A 14,658-nucleotide genomic window follows, 5' to 3' on the forward strand; every position below is an offset into this window, starting at 1 on the left:
GATGAAGCATTACATTCTACTCCTAATAACAGTAGTATCAACATCTTTATTTGCTCAAGATTCAGTCATTAGGTTCATAGATACTACCATCGAGATTGATGGAGAAATAGATGAAAATGTTTGGCAGCAAGTGCCTGGATACACTAATTTTTATAATTATTTACCTACTGATGAGGGTATTGCAGAAAATCAAACTTCTGTAAAGCTATTTCATAATGGTGTCTATTTATTCGTAAGTGCTATTTATAATGATACTACAGAAAAGACGCAAGTAAGTACTTTGAAAAGGGATGTGCCAATTGGTTTGAGTGATGGTTTTGTGCTAGTTTTAGATACCCAAAACCAAGAACAGAATGCTTCTTTTTTTGCTTTAAATTCTTTAGGTAATCAAACTGATGGTTTGATAGGCAGGAACAGTGAAGGATACGCAATGAACTTTAACTGGAATACTGTATGGAAATCTCAGGCATTGCTAAACGGTACAAAAAAACAATACGAAATGGCCATACCCCTAAAATCACTAAACTACAATACTAATAACGCTGTTTTTGGGGTTCAGTTTTATGTTCGTGATATCAAGAATAATTCTTGGACTATTTTTAAAAATGTAAAAAGGAATTATTCGAATTTTGATTTGCGATTTACTGAAAAATTTATCGTGGAGAATCTACCGAATAAAGCACCTTCAAAATTTACCGTAACTCCTTCAATTACCACGAACTATCAAAAAGACATTCTAGAGGATGAAGAAATAAAGACATTCACACCAAGCTTAGATGTACAATATAATGTAACATCATCTTTAAAATTGGACCTAACGATAAATCCAGATTTTTCTCAAATTGACGTGGATCAACAAGTAACCAATTTATCTCGTTTCTCCATTTTTTTTCCTGAACAAAGAAACTTCTTTTTAGAGAATAGTGATTTGTTTTCAAGTTTAGGAGTTTTTGGAGTTAATCCTTTTTATTCGAGAAGAATAGGAGCAGGTAGTGGTATTCAATTTGGGGTAAAACTCTCTGGGAATGTAGCTCCAAAAACCAGAATAGGTCTATTGAATGTACAAACGAGTAAAGAGGAAGAAATAGCCTCACAAAATTATGGAGTACTAGTTACAGAACAACAAGTAACAAAAAACATTACAACAACCGGATACTTTATTAATAGACAGGAAACGGATAAACTAGAATTTATTGATGACTACAATAGGGTAGCAGGCTTAAATTTACGATATACTTCCGAGAATAATAAATGGATAGGTGAAGCGAATTATAGTACAAGTTTTAGCGATGGAATTTCTAAAAACACTAGTTTTTATAATACAGGTATATCTTATAATAAGCGAGGGTTAAATTGGAATACTTCTATAAAAAAGGTAGAAGAAAACTATACGACGGATGTTGGGTTTACTCCAAGATTATTTAATTATGACGCTATTAATGATGTTCAAATACGAGAAGGTTATATTCAAACATCCTCCGGTATAGAATATGAAGCTTTTTATAAAACATCGAACCTCATAAATTCCATTCGTTTTGCAAATTATGGTCTTAATAATTATTTTGATGAAAGTGGTAGATTGACACAGTCGCAAAACTTCTTCAATTCGGCTATTTTCTTTAAAAATTTGTCTGCGGTATATTTTGTACTTAACTATGATTATATAGATCTAAAATATGGTTTTGATCCTTTAGGAAACGGCAATTCATTAATACCAGATATTTATCGCTTTGGGATTTTAAAAATAGGATATAATTCAGCCAATAACCAAGCATTTCGATATCGTGTTAACCTACAAAGAGGAACTTATTATAATGGACAACGAACCGCTGGTGGCGCTTATCTTAATTACCAATTATTACCTTTTGCTAATGTAGAACTATCCTATGATGTAAACTCCATTGATTTACCGGAGCTTGGTAAAGAAACGTTTCATTTAGCACGTTTTACTGGACAAGTGTTTTTTAGTAATAGGATAAATTGGACTACCTATGTACAATATAATACTCAAGGAGATAACTTCAATATTAACAGTAGGTTACAATGGGAGTACAAACCTTTATCATACGTATATCTAGTAGTTACTAATAACTATAATAAACGTATAGAGTCTGAAAATTGGGGAGTAGCTTTTAAAATTAATTATAGATTAGATTTTTGATAAATAATAGAGGAGAAGACAACATAATCCATATAAAGGTCATTTCACATTATCACCCATATTTTATTTAAATGTATGCCGTTGTTCTTTTGTCGAAGATGCATTTAGTAATTCATTAAATGTCCTAATGGTATTAAAATCACGCGTAATTTCTCCAGAAACAGCTATTCCAGAAACACCTGTTTTTAATATGTATGTAACGTCTTCTGTAGTGATGCCTCCAATACCAATAATCGGTGTTTTGGTCTTTAAGGCTTCTATAATTGAAGTATAACCACTTATGCCTAAAACCGGACTTAAATTATCTTTGGTGGTTGTAAATCTAAAAGGACCTAAACCAATATAATCTACTTCTTTGTTAATTAATGTTTCGCAATCTTGTAAGGTATTTGCTGTTCCTCCAATAATTTGCCAAGTATATAAGTATGGTCTGACTATAGTAGGGCAGGAATCAGTTTTTCCTAAATGTACCCCATCCGCTTTAACTTCTTTTGCTATTTTATAATGATCATTAATGATTAATCTCGTCTGAAAATGAGCTGTGATTTCTCTAGCTTCTTTAGCAAATTTTAAAAGTTTTTTTTCTGAAATACCTTTTAATCGTAACTGTACTAATTCTGCACCAGATGTACACGCTTTTTGGATGTTCTCTACATGCTCTTTTGGAGAATTTCCCTGCGATATATAATGTAATTTAGGTATAATCATATGTTAGTTGTATTATCATAAACAGTCGAAAAAACATCTATGTAGCAATTGTTTTAGCGTATTCCATAAAACTAGATTCAAAACGTTTTAGTTTTGGAGGTATTTTTTCTGAGTATAATATATACTGACATTTTTTAATACCTCGGGTTATGGAAAGTATAGAAGTATATGCTGAGTTTTGAACTAAAAACTCGGCATCGTCTACACTAAAAATCTTCAATTGAGAAGTACTTACGCCATTTGATAACAATAACTTATTCATTGATTTAGGCGTAGAAATAAGAATATCTACACCTTCAAATATTTCTGATTTTTGTAGATCAATATGAAGCTTTTCGTGCCCTACATAAACTCGTAGTGAATTGTGCTTGGTATACGCTAAAAAAGCATCATATAACTCCAAAGCTCTTTCTGTATTTTCTACAAGAACTATAGCCCTTGGAGCATTTCCTACAGCCTCACATTTTAACTTTTGCAAAGTAGTAAGTATAAGGGTAGTCGTTTTCCCACTATCTTTTGAAGCTGCACAAAAGACATTAGCACCACTTTTTATTACTGGAATGCTTTTGCTTTGAAAAGAAGTAGGTGTTGTAATTTCTAGATGCGCTAGCATCTCTTTTATGTGGGAATGTAATTTTTTAAAAGGCATAGGAATTAAAGAAATGATTGTTTAGCGTAAGATTCTTAATTGTTATTCTGGTATGAAACAAAGATACTACCTAGAAACGGAATAAACCGATATTTACTTTTTCTAATCTAAAGTATTAGAGTAGTAAACTTAAGAAATGTAATAATTGAGTGTTAAAAAATTAAAAAAAAGAGCAGGATAAACGCTTAGTAAAAATCGATTAAACTCAGATAAATCCTTTGGAATCGTCGTAGATATCCCAAAAATTTACGCTTATCTTATTTTTTATATAACAAAATTGTAAATATTGTATTTTTTTAATAATAAAATTAACATTTACATAATTAATTAAATATATTTGCGCCTCAACTAATTTATTATTCACGCATAATACTTTTTAAACTATTTAACACAAATCATTTAATCTAAAACCTAAAAATGAAAACTCAACTAAGCTTTACGAAAAGAACTTTATGGCTATTGGCCATAACAATGATGACTACTGTCGCCATGCAAGCACAGCAGGTTATTAATGCTACTTTACAAAATGATGGTAGAACAAGGCAATATCGTCTTTATATTCCCGCAAGTTACGATGCCAGTACACCAACTCCTTTAATTTTAAATTTTCACGGATTCACCAACAACATTGATACTCAGTATAATCAGAGTGATTTTAGACAACTAGCCGAAGACAATCAATTTATATTTGTAACACCACAAGGCCTTGGCTTTCTTGCAGGATGGGCAATAAACAATAATTTTGGTGGTAATGAAGATGATCTAGGATTTTCTGACGCTTTGATAGACAAAATTCAGCAGGATTATAATATCAATGAAAAACGAATTTATGCAACGGGATTCTCTAACGGAGGTTTTTTTAGTTATCGATTGGCTTGTGAATTAAGCCCTAGAATTGCAGCAGTAGCTTCTGTTGCAGGTAGTATGACTAGATCATGGATTAATAATAATCAATGTCAACCGCAACATCCAACGGCTGTATTGCAAATAACAGGTACTAATGATAATGTAATTTCCATAAACGGTAATGGAAGTAATGAACCCATACAGGATGTAATGGAATACTGGTCTGCTGTTAATAATGGAGACCCTACACCAGATGTAATTCAATTAGGAGGTGGGTCTACGCGTTCTATTTGGGATAATGGTGATAATGGTGTGACAGCAGAATTTATTAGAGTTCAAGGAAAAGGACATAGCTGGAATGGTGGAAATGTAAATACTTCTCAAGAGGTTTGGAATTTCTTTTCTCGATTTGATATAGATGGAGCCATAGATGGTACTCCGCCACCGCCACCTACAGCCTGTAGTACTACAATAGCATCCTTTCCTTTTAGTGAAAGTTTCGAAAGTAGTTTAGGACAATGGTCGCAATCCACTAGTGATGATATAAACTGGACTAGAGATTCTGGAGGTACACCTTCTAACAGTACAGGCCCGTCTAATGGAGCAGATGGCAATTTTTACCTTTATGTAGAGGCATCTGGTAATGGCACCGGTTTCCCTAATAAAAGGGCCATACTTAATTCACCTTGTTTAGATTTTAGTGGAGTTGATACTCCAACGCTTAACTTTCAGTATCATATGTTTGGTAGTGCTATTAATAGTTTAACAGTAGAAGCAAGAACGAATAACACAGGAAACTGGTTATCTGTATTTAGCAGATCTGGAGATCAAGGGAATGTATGGAATGGTACAAGTATAAATCTATCGGATTATGCTGGTAACCCAAGTGTTCAGCTACGATTTAATGTAGTAACTGGTTCTGGAGGTAGTGGATGGCAAAGTGATATTGCAATCGATGCGGTATCCATCCAGAACGGTACCGTAGATCCAGGACCAACATGTGAAAGTATTGATTTTAATGATTTTGCAATTACTTCGTTTTCTAACCAAGATAGCGCAGGTAATTTCTCTATAGGAAGTGGAGGAGATGCGTTATCATTAACTAACAATACGTGGAAATTTATTGGTCTTAATTACAACGTTACGGCAAATACCGTTATCGAATTTGATTTTAGTAGTACATCCCAGGGAGAGATTCATGCAGTAGGTTTTGAGAATGACAATTCGTTAACATCATCACGTTATTTTAAAGTACACGGTACTCAGAACTATGGTGTTACTAACTTTGATAACTATTCATCTGGTACTACTACCTATGTAATTCCTGTCGGAAATTTCTATACAGGATCTATGGATAGATTAGTATTTATAAACGATAATGATGGTGGTTCAGGAAATAATTCTATTTTTTCGAATGTAAAAATATATGAAGGATCTTGTAATGGTGTATCTGTAGAACGAGTGATTGCTGGATTGGACATTAAACAACCAATATTAGGTAATGAGAATGAAGGTATAGGTGCTATTAAAATGACTCCGAATCCTACAAACGATCTATTTTCTTTAAACCTGAACTCAGAAAGTACTGTAGAAACTATGGTAAGTATTTATACCATATTAGGACAGAAAAAATATGAGGCTAGATTACAATCAGGTGTAAACAATTTCTCTGCGAATAGCTTAGGACTTAGTTCTGGGATTTATGTTGTGAAAATTAAATCTGAAGGAGAGGAAGGAATCACTAAAAAATTAATTGTTAGATAATAAATAATAATTCATCATATATAAAAGATGCTTCAGAATTCTCACTGAGGCATCTTTTCTTTTTACCAGCTATCTAAAAGTTTCAGACTATAAAGAATACTGAAAATCAGAAATAACATTTCTTATATTTGTGAAGCTAACTTATGATCATTTGGAATTCAGTAAAAACTTGTTATTCTTTTTTAGTGCCTTAGGAGCTTTTAATGGACTTTTTTTGAGTCTATATTTTGGATTTTTAATTAAGAATAGAAGTAGAGCCACTCATTTTCTAGCAGCGCTGTTATTTGTAATCAGTGTACGTGTTACCAAGTCTGTTTTCCTAACGTTTTATCCAGGCACATCTTCTGTATTCGTAAGTGTAGGATTAGCAGCCTGTTTTTTAATCGGTCCATTTTTATATTTGTATACCAAAATTGCCATAAATCCTCATAAAGTCCATAAATGGAATTGGTTATTTCATATTATTCCGGTATTGATATTTATGACTGTTATTAGTATCGAATATCCTTATAGAGAATATAGGCATTTGTGGTGGCGTAGTCCTCCAAGAATCTTTGGGATGCTGTTATTTACTCAATGGACACTATATACAATAGCTGCCATCTATCAGGCCAGAAATACATTTAAGATACTTTGGAGTAGAACAAAAAAGATTACTACACTAGATTTCTGGATCATTAATATTGTTACAGGTGGTTTTATTATTTGGTTGGCATATAATACTACAACCTACACCTCATATATTGTAGGAGCTTTATCATTTTCTTTTACGTTTTATATCACATTGGTTATCTGGATTATAAAACGAAGAAAAAGTACACTTACATTTCTTACACCTACTGTAAAATATGCCAATAGAAAGATTGATCAAGAAAAAGCTTCTTCGATTGCAGATAAGTTAGATACCTTGTTTAAAGAGGAAGAAATACATCGTAATCCTAACTTAAAGTTATCAGATGTTGCAGATCAACTTCATATAAAACCTCACGAACTCTCCCAGTATTTAAATGACAATTTGGGATTAAGTTTTTCAAATTATATCAACACACATCGTATAAAAACGGCTACAAAATTGATTCAAACCAATACATTACTTACCCTAGAAGCTATCGGAAATGAATGTGGTTTTAAATCAAATTCTACTTTTTATGCTGCTTTTAAAAAACAAGAAGGAATGACACCATCTCAGTTTAAAAAATCCTTGGAGTAACCACAGTTTTTTCTTCGGAATTATAAATCCGAAGAACATAAACCTTTTTTTATATGTCGATTTTCAAGGTTTCAAATAGATTAGCATTCGAAATCAATCTTATAAAAAAAGCGAACAATGAAAAACCTATTTGTAGTATTCTTATGCCTAATCAGTTTTGAAATAGTACTTGCACAATCAGACAAAGATCAAATCACCGAAACCCTTTTAGATTATATAGAAGGAACAGCTAACGGGGCACCAGAACGAATAAAAAATGCTTTTCATAAAGATTTAAATTTATATTCCATTGCTAACGATACCCTGAGCATTACTTCTGGCAAAAAATATATTGGTTATTTTAAAGAAGGGCAAAAGCGGGATAGAGTAGGGAAGATCGTTTCTATAGATGTGGTTAACAATGCTGCTATGGCCAAAGTAGAAATTGATGTCCCAACCAGAAAGCGACTTTATACGGATTATATGATGTTACTAAAGGTAGAAGGAAAATGGAAAATTATCCATAAATCATATACCCATGTTAGTTATTGAATTAGTGAACTTATCTTGAGTAATGCTTTGACCTACAAAATTTACATTTTGCACTCTAATTTTGTTGGTAGCTATGGCTATGCTGAAAAAAACCTACTTCATTATAGCACAAAAGCCAAACTTTTCGGTTGAAAACCATTGCTCAAGATGAGTTCAATATCTATTAGCTAATAGAAAATGTAATAGTAGATATTTTAACTATATATGGCGGCTACTTTATGAAGCAACTAATCTCATCATTTTTGTTTTTGTTTTGCTCTCAGATCCAAGCTCAGGATATTGATGTACGTTTTATCGGATTAGAAGAAGATATCGATAGTTTAATGTATACGTATCAAACTATTGGTATGTCTATATCAATCGTGGAAAATGGAAAAATCATTTATTCAAAAGGGTTTGGGTATAGGAATTTAGAAAAAAAACTACCGGTAACACCAAATACAATATTTCCGATTGGTTCGGTTTCTAAGCCGATAACGGCATCTCTAATAGGAGTGTATTTAGGAAAAGACAAACTTTCTGTAACGGATAGACCAAGTAAATTCATACCATATTTACGATTCTCAACTGATGAGATGAATAACCTGATTACAATCGAGGATTTGTTATCCCATAACTCGGGAATTGGAGTTGTAGATGCTACTCATGTATTCTTTCCAACGGATGATATAGAAAAACATCTAAAACGGTTAACTCGGTTAGCACCTAATAGTTCGGTAAGAGAACGTTTTGATTATAGTAATATGGGATATGCGATACTAGGAGAAGTTTCATCACAAATTTCAGGAAAAACGTGGGCAGAAAACGTTCAAGATGAGATTTTTAATCCATTGCAAATGAAGCATTCCAATTGCTCTTTGGATGCCTTGCAATCCAGTGACAACTATTCGTTAGGATATAGTATAACAAATGGAAATCCAATAGAAGTAGTCTATGAAGATCAGCACGAATCATATGCCTCTGGAGCCATAAATAGTAGTTCATTAGACTTATCTAAATGGGTAGTAATGTTATTAAATGGCGGATTATATAATGATAAACAATTGATACCAAAGCAATACCTAGAAAATTCTTTTAGCGAACATAATATCATTAGAGGAAGTTTTAGTTTTGATAAAAAATATAACCTACTAACAGATACATATGGTTATGGTTGGTTTGTACATCAATATAATGATCTATATAGAGTGAATCACGCAGGTAACGTGTCTGGTTTTACGGCAAGTGTGGACTTATATCCGCATAAAAAAATTGGCATCATTATTTTAACCAATCAAGGTTCTTCTAATCTATTAACAAAACCAATAAGTGATATGGTATTAAATAGACTCTTGGATTTGGACAAAAAATCGTGGAAAGATTATGAGATAAAAATCGGAGAAGCTATTGTTCCAAATGTAAGTTTCAAACCTATTAATACTGAGAAAAAAACAAGTCATGAATTGAAAGATTTTTGTGGTAAATACTTTTCTGAAGCTTATGGAATAGTGAGTGTTTTTCTAGAAGGAGAAAATTTGATGATTAAGTTTCCGGCTTTTAAGATGTATTTGGAACATGTAGGATATAATACATTTATAAATAGAGTGACAGAAATACATCATCAAAACACGCCTTCATTTTATATTAACTTTTACTCGGATAATAACGGTGAAGTATCTGAATTATCAATTAAGTTTTCTGATGCACCAGAACATTTTATTAAAATGGAATAAATAATAGAAAGAATATAGGTTATAATAATTTGTTAATAGTTGCATAAGAAATAGCTTCATAAATATTAGCAACACCTAGCTTTTCAAAAAGTTTTTTTCTGTGAAACTTTACAGTATCAGGAGAAATATAAATTTTTTCTGAAATTTCATTTATTGCATAGCCTCTAATAGAATATTGCAGTATTTCTTTTTCTCTCATAGAGAGTTCAATCTTTTTTACAGATTTCCAACAATCGGTAGTTAGATCATAAGTCATTTTTTGTGCACCATCTTTTTTGGTAATGGTAATATTACCAGAATTCTGTTGTGTAGATAGTGAAACGAAACAAATTGCTTTCCATATTTTTCCGCTTTCTGTTAAAAATAAAGGTGTCAGCTTTTGATTGATTAAAATGGTTTTGCCCTCTTCATTTTTTAAATGAAAATCATATGATATACTATAATCCTTTCGCTCTTGAAGAGGTATTTTTTCATAAAAGTCAAAACCGATTGTATTTATTTTTAAAAGTAGTTCCAAATCTTTTTCTGGCACATATTTAAAATAAAAATCATATCCCATTTCTTTGACTTCTGAAGCAGAATTTCCACATAAAAATAACGGGTTGTCCGACACATATTCAAATCCTTTTATTTCATAATCAATCACATAAATGCTCTGGTATGTAGTTCTTGTAAAGGCTTCTATGACTTCGAGATAATTTGCTGTTTGATTGATATCGTTATCTGTTAGATTTCCGATTGTATTTTTTAAAGAGAAAAAAGAATTGATGTCAGCCATAGTAACAAATATAAGTTTTTTTAAAAACTACTCGAGAGTGTAGTGCTAATTGTCTAAATAAGCCTTATGCAAATAATACATTTTTTAGAAACTACTCTTGGGTGTAGCTTAAGAACATTCGGATACACTTAGTTTTGGTAGTAGAAAACAAAATTTAATAACATGAAAAAAATACTTTTTACACTACATGTATTCCTATTTCTTCAATTGTCGGCACAAGAAACCTTAAGTGCTACTCAATGGCAGGAAGACCTTCGATTTTTACAAAGTACGATACATAAAGACTACTCGTTTCTTTTTGTAAAAACAACAAAAGAAGATTTTGATACCGAAGTGGAAACACTATACAATGACATTGCGAATTTACAAGAACACGAAATTATTGTTGGGATTTCTCGACTCGTGTCTTTATTCAAATACGGGCATACTTATGTTAGTTTCCATCAAAAGCCTTTTGAATTTTCACAATTTCCTTTCAATTTATATGAATTTAATGATGGAATTTATATTCAGGGAACGCACAAGAATTACCCAGAAGCAGTTGGAGCAAAAGTCATAGCAGTAGAAGGGAAGCCTATTTCAGAAGTTCTAAAAGCAATTGAACCGACAGTAGAAGTAGAAAACTTACAATATTTTAAAGCCTACGGAATTAATAATATACGATACCCTGAAGTCTTACACGCTCAAAAACTAACAAAAACCCTTCAAAATAAAGTTACTCTTACTTTAGAAAAAAATGGCAACCAATTTATACAATCCTTTACTGTGTTGGCTAAAGGAGAACGTGTGCCTACACATCGTGGTTATGTACATCAAAATGAAAATTGGTTAGATGCCAGAGATCAATCAACAACACCTCTATATTTACAGAAACTAGATAAGGTTTACTTCTCAGAATACTTAGCTAAAGAAAAGGCGATGTATGTTCGACATAGCAGAATTAGAGATGAAGCCGGAGAAAGTACCAAGGATTTTTACACCCGTGTTTTTGATGAAATAGAAACTAATGATACCGAGAAATTAATTATTGATTTGCGTTTAAATGGCGGTGGAAATAACTATTTGAATAAAGATGTTATAAAAGGTCTCATTAAAAATGAAAAGATCAATAAAATAGGAAAGCTATTTGTTATTATTGGAAGACGAACCTTTTCTGCTTGCCAAAATCTCGTTAATGAAATGGACAATTATACCAATGTCATTTTTGTAGGAGAGCCCACAGCAGAAAACATCAATTTTTGGGGTGATAACCGCCCTGTAAAATTACCAAACAGTACTATTGATATTTCTTTGTCATATTTATGGTGGCAGGATAAGCCGGCTTTAGAGAATGCTGATTGGATAGCTCCTAGTATTCCAGTCACTATGAGTTTTGATGAGTATGCTAACAATCAGGACCCTGTATTAGAGGCAGCATTAACTTTTAATGTACCTGATTTTAAACCCAGGCCCATGGATTATATCACAAGCTTATATATATCTGGACAATCACAAAAATTGACTGAAGAACTTCCTAAAATGATCCAAGACCCATTGTATGCGTTTTGTGATTTTGAGACAGAACTACTTAAAGTAGGAAACATGTTGTTGCAAAGCGGTCGTGTACCACAAATCCAGGCATCTATCCAAGTATGTTCTATGGTATTACAATTATTTCCAAATTCGGCAAACGGGTATAAATATCTAGGGGAATCCTATATGGCAGCTGGAGAAACTCAAAAAGCAAAAGAAGTACTCCAAAAGGCTATTTCTTTAGATACTTATGGAGAGATAGGGAAGAGTGCTAAAGAGATGCTTAGCGAGGTTGATTGATGGTAATATGACATTAATAGTAATTCTAAATATAACAAGTGTACAGTTATTATAATGTGTACACTTGTTATATTTTATATCTGAATACATTACTCTATTGCAATAATATTCTTCTTAAACAATACGGTAGAAACCAAAGTCATTCCCAAACCAATGGCTAATAGAATACCCATTTTAGGAAGAATGGCTATCAAAGGTAGTTGTCTCCAAAAAATATCAAAGAAACCTTCAATTCCCCAATAATTCACGCTAATTACCGCAATGTTTTGCATGAATGCTGGCATCATATTAATCGGAATCATACTGCCTCCAATGGCAGACATCAGAATGATAATAATCGTACTCATTCCTTGTAATTGTTGACGGGTTTTTACCGTTGACACTAGTAAAACTCCAAAACTAGATACTGCAAACGAGATACATAAAATCAATAATAGCAATGAAAATAGATCCATAAAAATAGGTAATCCGAAGGCTAACCAGGCGAAGACAAACATCGCGGTTAATTGTAAAATAGAAACCACCATGGCCGTTCCCATTTTTGCTAATAAAATGTATAATGGTTTTACAGGAGCTATTAATAAACGTTTTAAAGTTCCTGCTTCTTTTTCATCTAATAATCCACCGCCAATAGCAGCAATACTAAACAACAACATCATTATTGCAGTTCCTCCTACAGCTTGTACCAAACCAGGATGTGCTTTGGTTGAACTCTCTTTGATCAACGAAGTAGTTTTTAGCTTTATGGTATTCATCACATCTACTTTTCCTAAATGATACTTGAATCCTTCTTTTAAAACTGTATGTACAATTCGCATCTGTAAATCTCGCGCAGCGTCGTATTTTAATTCGATAGGTAAATCTGTATCCGCAGTGACAGCATCCGAAAATCCTTTTTCAAAAATTAAAGCAGCTACATTTTTCCCTTTTCTAACAAGATCTAAAGCTTTCTCTTCTTCAGAAGCTATCAAACGAATGGTTTGCATGGCATTTAATTTTGCAATCAATTCTTGAGAAGCCATTGTATCATCTTTATCCACCACCAACACTCCTAAAGGTTTTGGAGCACTTTGCTTTTTGGCAACCCCACCAAAAGCAAATGCAAATAGTGTAATCATAATAATAGGTAATAGAAAGGTAATCAAGACTCCTTTTTTGTCCATGAAAAACAATCGTAAGTCTTTTTTTAAAACAGTAAATATCATAATAGTTGATTTTGTAATAGATGGATATGATGGCGACTAATCTCTTAGTTGTTTTCCGGTTAGGTTTAAAAAAATCGCTTCGAGGTTTATTTTATTCAATTGTATGTCTTTGATGGGTAATTGCAAATCATTACAGGCTGAAATCACTGTAGAAAGTTCTTGCACTGTACTTTCTATTAATAGCTTGTTTTTATTTTGTGTCATAGAATAGGAAAGTAATTCTCTTAGTTGATCTACATTGTTCTCATAAAGGAAATTAAATTCGAATTGAATACTTTCTTTCAGCTGTACCAATTCTTTTAACTGAGATTGTGTTCCTTGTGCGATGATTTTTCCTGAGTCTATAATTGCAATGCGATCACACAAACGCTCTACTTCTTCCATATAATGTGTAGTATACACAATGGTCATTCCTTGTTTATTCAAGGTCTCAATGACTTCAAAAATATGATTTCTACTTTGTGGATCGATCCCCACAGTTGGCTCGTCCATGAATAATACTTTCGGATGATGTAACAATGCCGCAGCAATATTGATTCTGCGTTTCATTCCCCCAGAATAGGTTTTGATCAAATCTTTCTTTCGATCTAGCAATCCAATCAATTCCAGGGTTGTATGGATTCTTTCTTTCAGTATTTTGGATGGAATTCCATATAAATTACCCCAGAACAACAAGTTCTGATATGCAGAAAGGTCTTCGTATAAGGATATCTCCTGAGGTACAACCCCAATTAAATGTTTACATGCAGAAGAATTTTCACTACTGTTTTTACCATCAATATGAATAGTTCCTGCATCACTTTTTAAAATAGCACTCATCATATTCAGTGTGGTAGATTTTCCAGCACCATTGGGACCTAAGAGTCCGAAGATTTCTCCTTTTTTAATGGTAAAGCTAATATCATGTACTGCTTGTATGTTCTGGAATGATTTGGAAAGGTTTTGTACTTCAATCATAGTTAGTTGTTCATTGATAATTCAAATGTCGTGAACCCAATACGATATCTATAAATGATGTTACTGAATTGTATTTTTTTAAGGATGAATTGTGTGTTGGGTGAAAATCCTGTTCCTCGAAATGAAATAAAGAAGGAGTACTTTGCTTTGGAATTGCCGAATGAGGAAGGTCTAGTAGATCTTTTGAAGTAGGAACTAGATGATGCGGTGGCGTTTACTACTTCTTTAGTTTTTTTAAAAGTTTTCTAACGAAATCGAAGATTAGCTTCGCCGAATTCTAATTTGGTAAGCAAATTATTCATTTCATAAACTCCTCTAGAATAAT

At 32.6% G+C, this 14,658-nt stretch carries 11 protein-coding genes; 6 read left to right on the top strand and 5 right to left on the bottom strand.

The window, feature by feature from the left end:
* The first annotated feature begins 1 nt into the window (after position 1).
* Positions 2-2,161, top strand: coding sequence for a DUF5916 domain-containing protein (locus Q0910_RS24390; protein ID WP_299222537.1), 2,160 nt, complete (start codon positions 2-4; stop codon positions 2,159-2,161).
* A gap of 63 nt (positions 2,162-2,224) precedes the next feature.
* On the opposite strand, the gene thiE is transcribed toward Q0910_RS24390, so the two are convergent.
* On the bottom strand, positions 2,225-2,869 hold the full coding sequence (gene thiE / locus Q0910_RS24395; RefSeq protein WP_299222538.1) for a thiamine phosphate synthase: 645 nt from the start codon (positions 2,867-2,869) through the stop codon (positions 2,225-2,227).
* A 37-nt stretch (positions 2,870-2,906) separates the two neighbouring features.
* Positions 2,907-3,482, bottom strand: coding sequence for a DEAD/DEAH box helicase (locus Q0910_RS24400; RefSeq protein WP_299222540.1), 576 nt, complete (start codon positions 3,480-3,482; stop codon positions 2,907-2,909).
* 453 nt (positions 3,483-3,935) lie between these two features.
* On the opposite strand from Q0910_RS24400, the gene Q0910_RS24405 reads away from it, so the two are divergent.
* The 4 genes from Q0910_RS24405 to Q0910_RS24420 all read left to right on the top strand — a co-directional run bounded on the left by Q0910_RS24405 (position 3,936) and on the right by Q0910_RS24420 (position 9,581).
* A complete protein-coding gene (locus Q0910_RS24405; protein WP_299222542.1) occupies positions 3,936-6,128 on the top strand; it encodes a T9SS type A sorting domain-containing protein in 2,193 nt (730 codons plus the stop codon).
* A 151-nt stretch (positions 6,129-6,279) separates the two neighbouring features.
* The gene (locus tag Q0910_RS24410; protein WP_299222544.1) at positions 6,280-7,338 is read left to right on the top strand and encodes a helix-turn-helix transcriptional regulator; all 1,059 of its coding nucleotides are present in this window, start codon (positions 6,280-6,282) and stop codon (positions 7,336-7,338) included.
* Positions 7,339-7,455: 117 nt separating this feature from the next.
* A complete protein-coding gene (locus tag Q0910_RS24415; protein WP_299222546.1) occupies positions 7,456-7,869 on the top strand; it encodes a nuclear transport factor 2 family protein in 414 nt (137 codons plus the stop codon).
* Between the two features lie 218 nt (positions 7,870-8,087).
* On the top strand, positions 8,088-9,581 hold the full coding sequence (locus tag Q0910_RS24420; protein WP_299222548.1) for a serine hydrolase: 1,494 nt from the start codon (positions 8,088-8,090) through the stop codon (positions 9,579-9,581).
* A 19-nt stretch (positions 9,582-9,600) separates the two neighbouring features.
* On the opposite strand, the gene Q0910_RS24425 is transcribed toward Q0910_RS24420, so the two are convergent.
* The gene (locus tag Q0910_RS24425) at positions 9,601-10,359 is read right to left on the bottom strand and encodes a helix-turn-helix transcriptional regulator (protein WP_299222551.1); all 759 of its coding nucleotides are present in this window, start codon (positions 10,357-10,359) and stop codon (positions 9,601-9,603) included.
* 162 nt (positions 10,360-10,521) lie between these two features.
* On the opposite strand from Q0910_RS24425, the gene Q0910_RS24430 reads away from it, so the two are divergent.
* Positions 10,522-12,171 carry a S41 family peptidase gene (locus tag Q0910_RS24430; RefSeq protein WP_299222553.1) on the top strand — a complete coding sequence of 550 codons (1,650 nt, stop codon included), beginning with the start codon at positions 10,522-10,524 and terminating at the stop codon, positions 12,169-12,171.
* A gap of 89 nt (positions 12,172-12,260) precedes the next feature.
* Here the strand turns inward: Q0910_RS24430 and Q0910_RS24435 are convergent, their stop codons facing one another.
* Complete coding sequence (locus Q0910_RS24435) at positions 12,261-13,376, bottom strand: ABC transporter permease (RefSeq protein WP_299222555.1); 1,116 nt, start codon at positions 13,374-13,376, stop codon at positions 12,261-12,263.
* Between the two features lie 36 nt (positions 13,377-13,412).
* The gene (locus tag Q0910_RS24440) at positions 13,413-14,333 is read right to left on the bottom strand and encodes an ABC transporter ATP-binding protein (RefSeq protein ID WP_299222557.1); all 921 of its coding nucleotides are present in this window, start codon (positions 14,331-14,333) and stop codon (positions 13,413-13,415) included.
* Between the last annotated feature and the right edge of the window lie 325 nt (positions 14,334-14,658).

Origin of the sequence: uncultured Aquimarina sp. (assembly GCF_947495315.1) — a bacterium.
In the GTDB taxonomy this organism is placed as follows: domain Bacteria; phylum Bacteroidota; class Bacteroidia; order Flavobacteriales; family Flavobacteriaceae; genus Aquimarina.